This is a genomic window from uncultured Rothia sp. (assembly GCF_937976295.1).
GTDB lineage: Bacteria > Actinomycetota > Actinomycetes > Actinomycetales > Micrococcaceae > Rothia.
This window is the reverse complement of record NZ_CALJRY010000333.1, coordinates 1-14,435: the sequence shown is the minus strand read 5'-3', so window position 1 is coordinate 14,435 and position 14,435 is coordinate 1. Positions and strand designations below refer to the sequence as shown.

13 protein-coding genes and 1 pseudogene are annotated in these 14,435 nt (G+C 58.0%); 6 read left to right on the top strand and 8 right to left on the bottom strand.

Annotated features, from left to right (window positions below):
- Window positions 1-350, top strand: a pseudogene (locus tag Q0216_RS08985) (ornithine cyclodeaminase); the annotation flags it as partial.
- A gap of 230 nt (window positions 351-580) precedes the next feature.
- Here Q0216_RS08985 and Q0216_RS08980 read toward each other — a convergent pair.
- From Q0216_RS08980 to Q0216_RS08955, 7 genes are all read right to left on the bottom strand, one after another.
- Entirely contained in the window at window positions 581-1,393 is an 813-nt protein-coding gene (locus Q0216_RS08980) for a hypothetical protein (protein WP_298594672.1), read from the bottom strand.
- Window positions 1,394-1,480: 87 nt separating this feature from the next.
- The gene (locus Q0216_RS08975) at window positions 1,481-2,296 is read right to left on the bottom strand and encodes a hypothetical protein (RefSeq protein ID WP_298594670.1); all 816 of its coding nucleotides are present in this window, start codon (window positions 2,294-2,296) and stop codon (window positions 1,481-1,483) included.
- A 67-nt stretch (window positions 2,297-2,363) separates the two neighbouring features.
- Complete coding sequence (locus Q0216_RS10635) at window positions 2,364-2,720, bottom strand: peptidase inhibitor family I36 protein (protein WP_366139828.1); 357 nt, start codon at window positions 2,718-2,720, stop codon at window positions 2,364-2,366.
- Between the two features lie 449 nt (window positions 2,721-3,169).
- Window positions 3,170-3,916, bottom strand: a complete 747-nt coding sequence (locus Q0216_RS08970; RefSeq protein ID WP_298594668.1) for an RNA methyltransferase — start codon at window positions 3,914-3,916, stop codon at window positions 3,170-3,172.
- Between the two features lie 124 nt (window positions 3,917-4,040).
- The gene (gene pyrE, locus Q0216_RS08965; RefSeq protein ID WP_219100370.1) at window positions 4,041-4,622 is read right to left on the bottom strand and encodes an orotate phosphoribosyltransferase; all 582 of its coding nucleotides are present in this window, start codon (window positions 4,620-4,622) and stop codon (window positions 4,041-4,043) included.
- Window positions 4,623-4,687: 65 nt separating this feature from the next.
- The gene (locus Q0216_RS08960) at window positions 4,688-6,268 is read right to left on the bottom strand and encodes an anthranilate synthase component I family protein (protein WP_298594666.1); all 1,581 of its coding nucleotides are present in this window, start codon (window positions 6,266-6,268) and stop codon (window positions 4,688-4,690) included.
- Between the two features lie 38 nt (window positions 6,269-6,306).
- The gene (locus Q0216_RS08955; RefSeq protein WP_298594664.1) at window positions 6,307-6,639 is read right to left on the bottom strand and encodes a rhodanese-like domain-containing protein; all 333 of its coding nucleotides are present in this window, start codon (window positions 6,637-6,639) and stop codon (window positions 6,307-6,309) included.
- 310 nt (window positions 6,640-6,949) lie between these two features.
- Here Q0216_RS08955 and Q0216_RS08950 point away from each other — a divergent pair, with 310 nt between their 5' ends.
- From Q0216_RS08950 to Q0216_RS08930, 5 genes are all read left to right on the top strand, one after another.
- On the top strand, window positions 6,950-8,410 hold the full coding sequence (locus Q0216_RS08950) for a peptide MFS transporter (RefSeq protein WP_298594662.1): 1,461 nt from the start codon (window positions 6,950-6,952) through the stop codon (window positions 8,408-8,410).
- A 199-nt stretch (window positions 8,411-8,609) separates the two neighbouring features.
- Entirely contained in the window at window positions 8,610-9,851 is a 1,242-nt protein-coding gene (locus tag Q0216_RS08945; RefSeq protein ID WP_298594660.1) for a Fic family protein, read from the top strand.
- A 247-nt stretch (window positions 9,852-10,098) separates the two neighbouring features.
- On the top strand, window positions 10,099-10,623 hold the full coding sequence (locus Q0216_RS08940) for a DUF4242 domain-containing protein (protein ID WP_298594658.1): 525 nt from the start codon (window positions 10,099-10,101) through the stop codon (window positions 10,621-10,623).
- A gap of 29 nt (window positions 10,624-10,652) precedes the next feature.
- Window positions 10,653-11,738 carry an acyl-CoA dehydrogenase family protein gene (locus tag Q0216_RS08935; protein WP_298594656.1) on the top strand — a complete coding sequence of 362 codons (1,086 nt, stop codon included), beginning with the start codon at window positions 10,653-10,655 and terminating at the stop codon, window positions 11,736-11,738.
- A gap of 255 nt (window positions 11,739-11,993) precedes the next feature.
- Window positions 11,994-13,328 (top strand): uracil-xanthine permease family protein, encoded by a 1,335-nt coding sequence (locus Q0216_RS08930; protein ID WP_298594654.1) that lies wholly within the window; start codon window positions 11,994-11,996, stop codon window positions 13,326-13,328.
- A 133-nt stretch (window positions 13,329-13,461) separates the two neighbouring features.
- On the opposite strand, the gene Q0216_RS08925 is transcribed toward Q0216_RS08930, so the two are convergent.
- Window positions 13,462-14,435: ATP-binding protein (locus Q0216_RS08925; protein ID WP_298594652.1), on the bottom strand; the 974-nt coding region annotated here is incomplete at its 5' end.

The window sequence follows — 14,435 nt, the reverse complement described above, 5'->3', positions numbered from 1 at the left end:
ACTGCCCCGGCAAGACTGAGCTGGAAAGCGAAATTCTGGACCGCTCCACCGTGTTCGTTGAGTTCCCGCCCCAGACCCGCATTGAGGGCGAGATTCAGCAGAAGGACCCGGACTTCCCGGTGGTGGAGTTCTGGAAGGTTCTGACCGGTGAGGAGCCCGGCCGCGTGTCGGACGAGCAGATTACCCTGTTCGACTCGGTGGGCTTCGCAATTGCTGACTTCTCGGGTCTGCGTTATGCCCGTGCGGCTACGCAGGACACCGACCTGCAGCAGTTCATTGACCTGGTTGCTAGCCCGGATGATCCGAAGGATCTGTACTCGCTGGTGAACGTTAACGTTCCGGTGGGCTAAAGGGCTAAGTAACCTGACGCTGAGTGGCCTTGAGCTGGCGGGTCTGTAGGTGCGCCAGCATGGGCTGCGAGGTTGAGAGTGAATAAAGTGAGGGCCGGGGAGTGGTGACACTCCCCGGCCCCTTCTTGCGCGATTTTCTTATGCACAGATTCTTGCGCTCGGATTTTCTTATGGGCAACTTGTGAGCATTCTGCGGCTGGTTCGCCCGTTCTGCCCTTAGTCGGGTGTGGCTACTGGTGGGTGGCGATAATTTCGCGCGCCCTCGCCACACGCTTTTCTTTCTCCTCTTTCAACTGGTTAAGCTTCGCCTGATTCTTCTCAATTAGAGGCCCCTGATAGGACGCCTCAATATCACCCAGACGCTGAGCCATACCAACCTTCTGGTTACACTCCGCTTCAATCGTTGCGAGGCGAATTTCCTCCGGCTTAGCCTCTTCGTTGCCATGGGAGGAGGTCATGAGATGTGCGCTTTCTTCGGACAACCAGTCGCTCTCTCCCTCCCTGGGGGTTAGCCCGCGTTCACGCAGGCAGGTCCACCATTCTGAGCGAATATTTTTCCACTCATCGGTTTGGGAGGCGTAGGTGTATGCCTGTGAGTTGAGCTCTCCTACAAACCGGTATTCTTTTTGATCAAGTTCAACATCAGAGAATACGGTTTTCACCTCTTCTTGGCACCGGGTGTTGATGTCGTCCACTGCTGAATCTTCTGAGCCTCGGGATTCCTTCTGGGAGTACCCGTACTTTTTGGCGTACTCAACGTTCCAGCTGCCGTATAGGCCTCCCGGTTGCGGGGTGTCTACTGAGGGCACAGCGTAGGACTGCCCGTGGTGCGCGTAGCATTCGGACATGAGCGTGTGCCACGCCGTGCTCACCGTACGGAGTGTGAGTTCGTCAAAGGCATACTCGTCCAGTGGAAGGTGTACGTAGTTCTTTGAATAGTCGAGAACAGCTTTTCGTGAGGTGTCCCGCTCGGCACTGTTGGAGCAGGATACGCACGCCCCCAGCAGGCAGAATACTGCTACCGCAGAGAGAGCCTTACGCATAGGCTTTTCCTCCTCCATACCTCGTTGTAGCGTTAAACGGAGTTACCCCAATTATCCCAAGGGCTCCTATCTGCTTGCCGCTGATACCTACTGGCGGGTGGCGATAATTTCGCGCGCCTTCGCTATCCTCGCGTCACGATCGGCCTTCAATTCATTCAGCAACGCCTGATTCTTCTCAATCAAAGGACCCTGATAGGACGCCTCAAGATCACCCAAACGCTGAGCCAACCTCACCTTCTCACTACATTGAGCTTCAATGATCGCCAGGCGGATAACCTCCTCCAACACTTTGGGATCATCAGCATTCAGATTGGCCGTTTCTTTGCTCGACCATTCACCGTCCCCGGTGCGAGGCGTCAACCCTTCCTGACGCTGACAGTCCCACCAATCTGAGCGGGCTTTCTTCCATTCAGGGTCACCCTGCGCACGCTGGTACGCTTCGCCACGGATACGACCGACAGGGCGGTACTTTTTCTCATCATCCTCATCAAAATAGAGCATATCCAGTTCTTCCCGATGCTCTTCGCGGCAGCTGGCCCTGACGTCTTCAGGGATGCTCTCATAAATCCTTTCCTGCTCATCTCTGACTTTGCTGGACGTAAAATGATTCGCCGCATGCTTCACGTTCCAGGAGCCGTACTGGGAGGCGTTGCCAGAAACCCAGCCGTTTTCTAGAATTTCAAAATCGTATCCCTTTTTCGCATAGCACTCTTTAAGAATCAACAAATACGCCCTACCCGTTATATCTTCGGCCTGGTCACTCATGTCATATTCGTCGAGCGGAAGAGTAATATAGTTATTTTCAAAATCCAGCTGGGCTTTGAGGCTAGTATCTTTAGGCGCAGCGGCACAGGAACTTAAAGCTAAAGCAAAGCAGGCGAACAGAGCAGCAGATTTCTTCATTGTTACCGACTCCTTTCAAACGGGAAAGTCAGGAGGAGCCCACAAACATTGGGCTCCTCCATCACAATTACCAGCGGCACTTTACCTTGTGAACAGAACTAATACGATCATCCCAAGTCTCGCCCCAATGGAGATCCGCATGGCTTAGACCCCGCAGATAGTTGAGGTCGGAAGAAGATTCAAAATTTCGACCCCTGTGATTAATGTCTTCGTAATAGTGCCACCGACACCCACCAGAATGCAATGAAGATGCACGGTCACTCATCCAATCCAAATGTTTCGTCCCTTCAGTTTCCATACTGGCCCCAAGGAAATTTGCATCCGAATAGAAAGTAACACCCGCATGTGCCGGAGGTGCTACCGCCCCGAAAGTCACCGCAGCCACACAGGCAGCAACAGCAAGAGACTTATTAAAGATCCTCATCAGAATCTCCTTTCAAAAGAATGACGCCGCGGTCATTCATATCCACAACCCGCAACCATTAGCGAGCCGAAGCCAGGAAATCTCGCATGCCCCAAACTGAAATTGAGAGTGCGATTCTCATATTCCCTGTGACTTGAATTAACACTAACACACCTAGGCAATTTATTTAGTGACCTAAATCACTTATGTGATAATATGTGCTTTACCCGCTTTAGATATATTCAAATATTATTTACTACATTTACAAGACAAAAAATCCAGATAACATCACACAACCCCACCACAAACAACGCATCAAACCCCGTGGGTACCCATATTCATGTGAAAAACTCAACACCCCACTCTAACAAAAAATCACCCAATACCCCAATAAAAAGCTCCAATAAAAAAGGTTCCGACGCGCACACAACGCATCGGAACCTTTAAACACCTCATAAACAGCCGCCAGGCTACGACGGAATCTGGCCAAACACATGGCGGCGAACCCACGCATGCATCGCAATACCCGCAGCCGTCGCCGCATTCATCGAACGCGTCGACCCAAACTGCTCAATCGACAGAGTATCCCTAGCCGCCGCATGCAACTCCTCCGACAAGCCCGGGCCCTCCTGACCAAAAACCAGCACACACTTCTTCGGCAGGTCATACGTCTCCAGGGGCACCGAATCCGGAAAAATATCAATACCAATAATCTCCAGACCCTCAGCCTGCGCCCACGCCACAAAATCCTCAATCGTCGGATGATGACGCACATGCTGATAACGATCCGTCACCATCGCACCACGACGATTCCAGCGGCGACGCCCAATAATATGGACCTCCTTCGCCAACATCGCATTCGCAGTACGCACCACCGTGCCAATATTTAGGTCATGCTGCCAATTCTCAATCGCCACATGAAAATCATGGCGGCGCGTATCCAAATCAGCAATAATCGCGTCCATCGACCAGTAACGGTACTTATCCACCACGTTACGGCGGTCGCCCTCACGCAGCAGCTCCTCATCCCAATGGTCACCCTCAGGCCACGGGCCCTCCCACGGGCCCACACCCACCTCAAAACGGGCAGTACCCTGCTCAGTACCCTCAACAACCTCAGCTACAGCCGCCTCAGCAGGCACAGCCTCAGCCGCCTCACGATTCTCAACCATCACAACCACCTTCACGCCAACAACCAGCGCCACACCGGCGCCCACAGAGCCATCTTACAGACAAAAACCCGCACCACCAGCCACACACAGTAGCCAGCGGCACGGGTTCACCCGCCGCAGCGGAACGTCTAAAAAATCACGAGATCCTAAGAATCCAGCCTAGTAGAGACTAGTCCAGGCCCAGCTCATCCTTCGAGTACGCGTACAGGCACGGAACGCCCGCAACCTCTTCCACATGCTCCTTAGCGCCGGTCGCACGGTCAACAATCACAGCAACCGCCACAACCTCAGCGCCAGCCTTACGCAGCGCCTCAACAGCAGTCAGCGCAGAACCACCGGTCGTGGAAGTGTCCTCAACAGCAACCACGCGGCGACCCTCAACGCTCGGGCCCTCCACCTGACGGCCCATGCCGTAAGACTTCTGAGCCTTACGCACCACAAACGCGTCAATCGCACGGTCCTGATCACCAGCGGCACGCATAATCGCGGTACCCACCGGGTCAGCACCCATGGTCAGGCCGCCAGCAGCCTCAAACTCGATGCCGTTCTTATCCAGCAGGTCCAGCATGACCTGACCGACCAGGCGAGAAGCCTCGTGGTGCAGGGTGATGCGGCGCAGGTCAACGTAGTAGTCGGCTTCCTTGCCGGAGGCGAGGACCACGTGCCCGCGCACCACAGCCAGCTCAATAATCAGCTGGCGCAGGCGTTCACGGGCTTCTTCAATGGGGAGGTTTTCAGAAAGCTTAGTCATAGTTCAAGTGTAGCGGCTCACGTGCAGGCGGCGCAGGCTATTCCCTGTGCTATTCCAGCGCTAGGTTATTCCACCACGCGACCCACCGACGGCGGCAACGCGGCGCGCAGCTTCGTCAGCATCTCCTCATACTCGGCGGCAGGATCCGAATCGGCAACCACCGCACCACCGGCGGCAAGAGTCACCGCGCCGTCATCGTGCGCCACAAGCGTGCGAATCACAATCGACAGGTTCGCCGAACCATCCGCCGAAACAAAGCCCAAAGTACCCGAATACACGCCGCGAGCGCGACCCTCCAGACCCTCAATAATCTGCATGGTCGAAGGCTTCGGCGCACCCGTCATCGAACCACCCGGGAAGCACGCCCGCGCGGCGGTCACCGCAGAAATTCCCTCACGCAGACGCGAACTGACCGTAGACACCAGCTGATGCACCGTCGAATAGCTCTCCACGCCCATAAGCACGGGCACGCGCACGGACGCCGGATCAGACACCGTGGACAGGTCATTACGCAGCAGATCCACAATCATGAGGTTCTCGGCGCGGGTCTTTGGGTCGCTACGCAACCAGGCTGCTGCTGCCCCGTCTTCCTCCGGGGTGGCGCCGCGAGCAATCGTGCCCTTAATCGGCTTGGTTTGCGCGTTGCGGTGCGTATCCACACTCAAAAAACGCTCCGGCGAGGAAGAAAGCACCGAAAAATCACCGCACCGCAGATACGCCGCATACGGCGCCGAATTGTGGGCGCGCTGGCGGCGGTACAGCTCAAAGAAAAGCTCCGGGCTCGGATTCTGGATGCGCGCGTTCGTCTGCGCGGTCAGGCACACCTCGTAGCTGTTACCCTCGTAGATTTCGTGCTGACTAGCGCGAACGGCGTCCATGTAGGCTTCCGCGGCGGGTGCCGGGAAGAGCAGAAGCTCGGTCAGCTCAGGGGCGTTGCCGGGGGTATTTTGGGGAGTATTTTCGGAGGCGCCCTCCCCCGCCACATTCTGCACCGCACTCAGCAGCCGCTCCGCCGCCTCACACCACGGCTCGTCGCCCACCAGCCAGCTACGCGCCGCACAACCCGGGCGGGCATGCTCATGCACCAGGTAGCGGACCGCCGGCAACCACAGAGAATCCGGGGTCGGCGCCTCATGCGCCGGCAGGTAGCCCGGCACCGGGTGGCCATGCTCCAAGCCCATGGCGGCACGCGCCTCATAGCCGAAATAGCCCACGTAACCGCCGCGCAAACCCGCAGGCAGACCGGATGCCGCCGCGGCATCCGGGTGCACGCGCGGTGCGCAGGCGAGCGCCGCCTCCAGCTGAGCGAAGGGGTCTTCCGCGCCGGATTCAGCCGCCGCACGCGCCGAATCCACGCGCAGAGGCGACAGCTGCGCCGGAACCACACCCACATACGAGGCAACCGACATGGGCGACTCTTCACGCGCCGAATCCAGCCAGAAGGAATACTCGGCGCCACCGGTCAGCAGCGGGTACGCGTCCTCGCAGTTCACCGCGAAAGGAAGCGGGCGCACGATAAGCTCCCGCGTCTGCGCATCCCACGGGATGCTCTGCAGAATACTCGGCAGGGCATGCGGGGACGCAGAAGCGGGAGCGCTCGGGGTAGAAAAAATACGGTCCGCGGAAGTTTCAGTCACGGACTCCATTGTATGGCGATTGTATGGCGTGCAGACGAACTGGAGGTTTAGTGAACGACTGCGGGTGCTTCGCCGTTTTCGCTGGTCATCGGCAGGCCGGCTGCGAACCATGCGCTGGTGCCGCCAGCAATGTTGTGTGCGGCGTAGCCGTGTTCGCGCAGGAAGGTTGCCGCGCGGTTCGAACGGCCGCCACCGTGGCAGATGACGTAGAAGTCTTCACCGGGTGCGGGCAGCTCAGCCAGACGCTCAGCGAGGGTGCCGAGGGTGATGTGCTTAGCGCCGGTCGCGTGGCCACCCTCCCACTCGTAGTCTTCACGCACGTCGATGATGGTTGCGCCTGCGGGAACATCGTGGGGGTCGACCTGGGGTGCAGCGGTCATGGGGGTTCTCCTTTGAAATGATTAAAAATGAGCCGATCGGCACGGCGAGGTGCCGGGTGGGCATAGTTGTGGTTCCACTCTATCGCGTTGGGGGCGCGGGGCGCATCTAGCCCGGTATGTGGGGGTTTGTGAGATTCGGATGTGGTGCATACGAAAAAATCGAAATGGTTTTTCATGCACTACACATAAAGTAACCATCCGTAATACAAACACATTCATGTATACATATGCACCCATAAGGGTATAGACTTAAACACATATTGCCCGGGTCACATAGAATTCCGGACTTACACAGAAAAGATTTTCCACCATGTCTCACACCATCACAGGTGCCGAACCCAAGGAAACCAAGACCTTCTTCGGCCACCCGCGCATGCTCGCAAACCTGTTCACCGTAGAAATGTGGGAGCGTTTCTCCTTCTACGGCATGCAGGGCATCATGATCTACTACCTGTACTACACCGCCGACAAGGGCGGCCTGGGTCTCGACCAAGCCCTCGCCACCGGCATTATCGGTGCGTACGGTGCAGTCGTGTACCTCATGGCAATCCTCGGCGGTATCCTCGGTGACCGCTTCCTCGGACCCGAGCGTACCCTCTTCTACTCCGCTATCGGCATTATGGCCGGCCACATTTCCCTCTCCCTCATCCCCGGCATTCCGGGTGTGGTGATTGGTCTACTGCTGGTCGCTATCGGCTCCGGCGGTCTGAAGAGTAACGCCTCCGTTCTGGTCGGATCCCTCTACTCGGACAACGACCCCCGCCGCGACGCGGGCTTCACCATCTTCTACATCGGCGTGAACACCGGTGCGCTGCTTGGCCCGATCCTGACCGGTTGGGGCTGGACCACCGGTGGCTTCCACCTCGGCTTCGGTCTGGCCGCTATCGGTATGGCTGCCGGCCTGATTCAGTACTCGCTGACCCGTAAGAACCTGCCCGCCTCCGTACACCACGTGGGTGCCCCCTTCACCGGCGCTCAGAAGCGTAACTTCTACCTAGCATTGGTCGGCATTGTGGTCGTTATCGGTATCCTGCTGGCGACCGGCCTGATGACCGCAGGCAACCTCAAGAACTGGGTCATGGGCTTCATCTTCATCGGTGCTATCGCCCTGTTTGCTCAGCTGCTGAGCGCTAAGGACGTCACCACTGATGAGCGTTCCCGCGTCACCGCGTTCATTCCCCTGTGGATTGCAAACGCCGTGTTCTGGGCGCTGTACCAGCAGCAGTTCACCGTCATGGCTGTGTACTCGGATGAGCGTCTTAACTGGAACATCCTGGGCATGGAGCTGAGCCCTAACCTGATCAACTCCATCAACCCGATCTTCATCATTATCTTCGGCATGATGTTCTCCGCCCTGTGGACCAAGTGGGGTGAGCGTCAGCCGGTGACCACCGTGAAGTTCTCCGCAGCGCTGATTATTATCGGCCTGGCGTTCTGGATCTTCCTCACCCAGGCGGGCGTTCAGAGCGTGAACGTCGGCTGGATTGTGCTGATTCTGTTCGTCTGCACCATCGCTGAGCTGATTATTTCGCCGGTGGGTATTTCGCTGGCGACCAAGCTCGCACCGAAGGCGCACCGCGTGAACATGATGGCGCTGTACTTCACCTCCGTGGCAATGGGTACCGTGCTGTCGGGTTGGTTGGCTCAGTTCTACAGCATGGAAACTGAGGTTCCCTACTTCACCTGGATGGGCATTATCACCATCGCGACCGGTGTGCTGCTGTTCCTGGTGCACAAGCCGGTTCAGAAGATGATGCGCGGCGTGAAGTAACCATAAAGCTGCTTGTCTAAACTGCTGACTCGCTGCTTCGGGGCAGTGTGAGCGTGGAGGTGAGCGCATATAGGTTAGGACCCCGAATCCTTGAATTACCAAGGGTTCGGGGTGTTTCCTTAATGAGACAATCCGCGCGGATTTTCTTATTAAGCGCCTTAATAAGAAAATCAAGGTGTATTGTCTTATTAAGACCCCCATGCACGACCAACAAGACGACACCGATGAAGAGGAGGAGGAAGGAGGAACCATGCCCTCAGCCATCACCTGGCCCGCCCTCACCTGGGAGCCGCAAACCCCCTGGGTTCACCGGGACGCCCTCGCCTCCCGACGCGCAACGCGCCGCAACTCCGGCACCTTCTCCAGCGCCGTACCCGCATCCATTGCCGCACTCAACGTCGAACTCAGCCCCGCACTGCGAGCACGCCTCCAAGAGAACGCCACCGCAATGACCCGCTTCGACGAGCGGCTCCACCACATCGGCAGCATCCCCTTCTCCGCGGTTCTTCTGCGCGGCGAATCCGCCTCCAGCTCCCAGATTGAAAACCTCACCGTTAGTGCACGCAGGCTCTCACTGGCTGTCCTGGGCGTAAGCGGGTCGAAGGTGGGCATTAACGCCGAGCTGGTGGCACGCAACGTTCATGCCATGCGTGCGGCATTAAACACCGCAGAAAATATTAGCGTCGATAACATCCTCGCGATGCACCGCGAACTGACCCGCGGCCTACAGCAGGACTCCGGTGTACTCCGCACCCAGTGGGTGTGGATTAAGGGTGATTCACCCGTGACCGCCGACTATGTGGCACCGCATCACGAGAGAGTTCCTGCCGCCCTCGAAGACCTTGTAGCCTTCATGAACCGCCGCGATATTGACCCCCTCGCGCAGGCGGCTATCGCGCACGCCCAATTTGAAACAATTCACCCCTTCACCGACGGCAACGGCCGAACCGGGCGCGCCCTCATCTCCGCGCTCCTGCTCGCCCGCGGCGTCACCCGCCACGTGATTCTGCCCGTCTCCTCCGGGCTGTTGCACGATACCGAAGGGTACATTCAGGCGCTCACCGACTACCGGGCAGGCGATGCCGAGCCCATCATCGAGCTCTTCATCGACGCCGCCCAGAAGGCAATCACCAACGCAGAAATCCTGGCGCAAGACATTGAAACCCTGCGTGATGAGGTGCTGTCCATTGCCCAGCGTAAAACCCCTCTCCTGCGTTCCCTCACTGACATGTGCTGCACCGAGCCCGCCTTCACCGCACACATGGTGGAGGAGCACACGCAGGGGTCCCGAGCTAGTGTGTATCGCCTCCTCAACCGCATGGTGGAGCTGCATATTCTGCGCGAAGAGCGCGTCAAAATTCAGGGGCAAAAAGTGTGGACTGTCCCCGCTCTCAACCGCGCCCTCGACGACTTTGCGGCACGAGCAGGACGGCGCGGATAGAAGCTCCTGTGGGTTCGATAACCCGCGTGAAAATTCTGCGGTCGTAGGCAGGTTCCAATGCACGGAACTGTGACGATTTATGTCTCCGCATGAACACACATGACGAAACACGGGGTCAAAAAGGACGCATTAAGCCACGAACAGAAATCTATTAGACAGTCTTCAACCACAGGTCTAAGGTGAATTCAGAACGAGCCGGAAAACCCCTTCCGACACGACCCACCAACCCTTAGCCGAGGAGAAAATCATGGCACTTTATCTGGTAGAACTGACCCCCGCTAACCCGTCCAAGGAAGAGGCAACCGCACTCATCGAGACTGTCAACTCCTCCCTGACCAACGGCGCCGAGCTCATCGAAACTCAGGTCTCCGCAGACCACAAGATTGTCTTCGTCATCATCGAAGCTGAGAACACCGCCTTCGGCCCCGACCTCGCCGCAGCTATCGGTGAGCGCGCAGCCGTCGAAGGCCCCGACGCAGTCCGCCTGGTCGGCGCAGAGCTCGAAGACATCAAGAAGCTCAAGAAGGACGCAGACTACCTGGTTGAGTGGGACATCCCCGCAGAAATCACCATGGAACAGTACCTGACCCGCAAGAAGGCAAACGCACCCAAGTACGCTGAAGTACCCGAGGTTTCCTTCCTGCGCACCTACGTTCGCGAAGACACCGCAAAGTGCCTCTGCTTCTACGACGCACCCGACGAAGAAGCTGTTGTTCGCGCCCGTAAGGCCGTCAGCACCCCCATCGACCGACTGTTCAAGCTGCACGCATAGACGCGATGCTCCCCGCTTAGGAGAAACCCATGTCCGAGTTCACCCTCGAACCCCTCTACGACTACCCCCAGCGCGAGCAGGTGCTCGCCCTCGCCCGAACCCACGCAGATGCTGTTGACCGCGGCGAGCGTTCCCCCTTCGAAAACCTGCGCGAAATCGCTAAGGACGGCCTGATTACCCTTGGTCGCGACGGCGGTTCCCTGGTCCCCCAGGTTTCGGTGGCATTCGACCTTGCCACCGAGGACGCCTCCACGGCGTTCTCTCTTTGGGCTCACCGCTCCACCATCGCGTTCTTTGACGCGACGGGTCGCGAACTGCCCGCCGGCCTGGCGGATGCGACCGTCAGTGGCACCACCGCCATGGCGGCAGCGTACAAGGAAGCTTCGGGTCTGGCACCGATCAAGGTGGAGGGCACCCTCGTTGAGGGTGGTCTGAAGCTGAACGGTTCCGTGTCGTGGGCGTCGAACCTGTACCCGGGCGGCGTGATCGTTCTTCCGGTGGCTGTACAGAACGCCCCCGAAGGTCACCCGGACCGCTACATCGTGACGGTTCGCCAGGACGTCGAGGGCCTGAGCGTTACCTACCACCGCAACCTGCTGGCGCTAAACGGTACCGAGTCCGGCACCCTGAAGTTCGAGGACGTTTTCGTTCCGAGCGAGGACATTCTCAGCGACAACATTGAGGCGTTCCTGCGCGATGTAACCGCACCGTTCCTGCTGGTTCAGTCCTCGTTCTGCCTGGGTCTTGCCGCTGGCGCTCTGCAGGAGGCTGCTAAGCACCTGGACGTCTCCCAGGGCGTGTTCCGTCCGGAGTTCCCGCTGATTCTGGAGGAGTACCGGAGCCTGCGTGAGGAACTGGTTCGCCTGGCCTCTGAGCCGGAGCGCGCTGAGCGTCGTGACCTGCTGAGCCTGCGCCTGGGCGTTTCGCACTTTGCAACCATTGCAACTCACTTTGAGCTGCAGGTTGTTGGAGGCGCCGGTTACGTGGCTGAGTCCCCGACTGCTCGTCGCCTGCGTGAGGCGACGTTCCTGCCGGTTCAGTCGCCGACTGAGGGTCACCTGCGTTACGAGCTGGCACGTTACGATCACCTGGATAACCTGCGTGACGCTCTCTAAGCTACTGAGCTGTGTGTAGCGAGTGTTTTTATTCGCTCTTTGCATCAATACCCCGTATATGCCTTAAATCGCATATACGGGGTATTGATGCATTCTGGGCTATATACGGGATACCGTGCCTGCAATAAAGGAATATACGCCCTAATTAACGTATCCCTGCTCATATTTACAGCCGTTTAGCTGTGACCTACGCCCATATACGCGTAGAATTATGTGGAATTTTATACACCACCACATTCACCTCAGGAGCTCCCTTTGAGCATCTCTAAACTTCTCGGCCTTGACTGGTCAATCCACGGCGACGGCCGCACTGTAAAGCCCGGTTCTGTTGTGGCACCGAGCGAGCGCCTCGCCTGGCCAATCACCATCGGCATTGGCGCGCAGCACGTGGTTGCCATGTTCGGCGCGACCTTCCTCGTGCCGCTGCTGACCGGCTTCCCCCCGGCAACCACCCTGTTTTTCTCGGGTATCGGCACGGTCTTGTTCCTGCTGATTACCCGCGGCCGCGTCCCTTCCTACCTGGGTTCTTCGTTTGCGTTTATTGCGCCCCTGGCTGCTGCGGGTTCCTCCCACGGCCCGGCGGGTTCGCTCGGCGGCATTGTCATGGCGGGTGTCGCCCTGTTCCTGGTCGGTCTGATTGTTCAGTTCGCCGGTACCGGCTGGCTGACCAAGCTCATGCCCCCGGTCGTCACCGGTTCGATTGTGGCGCTGATTGGTTTCAACTTGGCGCCCAGCGCTAAGGACAACTTCATGAAGGCACCGGTGACCGCACTGGTGACCCTGTGCTCCATCATCCTGATTTCGGTACTCTTCAAGGGCATCGTTGGTCGCCTGTCCATCCTGCTGGGTGTGGGTATCGGCTACATTACCGCCGTAATTCGTGGCGAGGTGGACTTCTCCACCATCCACGAGACCGTGCAGACTCAGGGCATTATTGGCCTGCCGCACTTCCAGACCCCCGAATTCCACTGGGAGCTCGCTGGTCTGTTTATCCCCGTGATTCTGGTGCTCGTGGCTGAGAACATCGGTCACGTGAAGTCGGTTGCGCTGATGACTGATACCAACTTGGACGACTACTCCGGCCGAGCCCTCATGGCGGACGGCCTGGCAACCACCATCGCAGGTTTTGGTGGCGGTTCCGGTACCACCACCTACGCTGAGAACATCGGCGTGATGGCTGCGACCAAGGTGTACTCCACCGCGGCGTACTGGGTGGCTGCTATCTTCGCGATTGGCCTGTCCATGTTCCCCGCATTCGGTGCGGCAATTGCGACCGTTCCCGCTGGTGTTCTGGGCGGTGCCGCAACCGTTCTGTACGGCATGATTGGTATGCTCGGTGTTCGTATTTGGAGCGAGAACCGCGTTGATTTCTCGAACCAGATCAATCTGACCACCGCCGCTGTGGCACTGATTGTGGGTATTGCGGACTACACCTGGGTCTTCGATCAGTTGTCCTTCGCGGGTATTGCCCTGGGCACCGCTGCGACCCTGATTGTTTTCCACCTGATGACCTTCATTGCGAAGTACACGAAGGCTGCTGGCGACCCGCTGGAGCCCTTCGACCCTGAGAAGAGCACTGAGGGACACTAGACGTCTCACCGCCCGCTGGGAGTGATTCTCCCAAGGCGTAGGCTGTAAGAAAAGCGGCCCGGATGGATTGGTTTCCATCCGGGCCGCTTTTGTTCTATTGCGGCTCAAGTTCAAAGTGCCGTAGCTATGTTCCTTATACCAGCTGGTACGTGGTGTTGCGGTTACCTCGACCGCCTTCACGGGTAATAACTCCTTCTTGAAGAAGCTTCGTGAGGATGTACCGGACCTGCGGTTTCTGAAGCTCAGCAAAAGGCGCTGGAAGAGCACCCATGATGTCGTCGATACCTGCGGGGTGGCGTAGCGAGCGCAGGGCGAGGAGCACCGCCTCCTGACGGCTACTGGGCTGACGGCTATCAGGAATCGTAGGCGACGATTGGCGCGGGTCTACTTCCGACTTCTGCTGCGGTGAACCGAGGTCGGCGGCACTAGCCAGAGGCTCCCTGCTGATAATCGCGGTAAAACGAATAACCCCGTCAATGAACTGGATGGGTTTCAACCCTGCCTGACGCACCGCCTCCTGGGCGGTGTAGATGCCGCTACCCTCACCCTCGATAACTCGGTATCCGTCTTCGGGGGTTGTTACGTGCGTGCAGACATCATACAGACGGTCGTTCACGCGGGAACGTTCGCCGTACTCTTGCAGACGCTGGAGAGTGATTCCGTATAGACCGCCGGGGTTCTCTACAGAGATTCGGTCAGGGAAAATCCTGACGCGCACTTCCTCGGTATCTGCTTTGGGGTTGAGGCTGCGGTGCACGAGTGCATTCGACAGGATCTCGCGAAGGGCAATATCGGGCACTTCCTGCCCATTGATGAGGTGCCCATTGGACAGCTCAACAACAGGGTGTGCCAGGTTCCGTTTGACCCATGCCAGAGTCTCTTCAAGCATGGCGGGGATGGGGCCGTCCGCCTCGAATTTATCAAGGTTGCGGGCTTTACCGTTTGGGTCGATAACGACTCCGGTGACTTTGAGCGAGGGCCTAAACTCTTGGGGGTAGGCACCCAAGGCGTACAGGCCAGCGAGGGAGAGGTTATCGGTTCCGAGGGCAATTATTCCCTTGCGGCGGAGCACTTCTTCATCGGAGCTTGTAGCAAGGCGGCGTGATT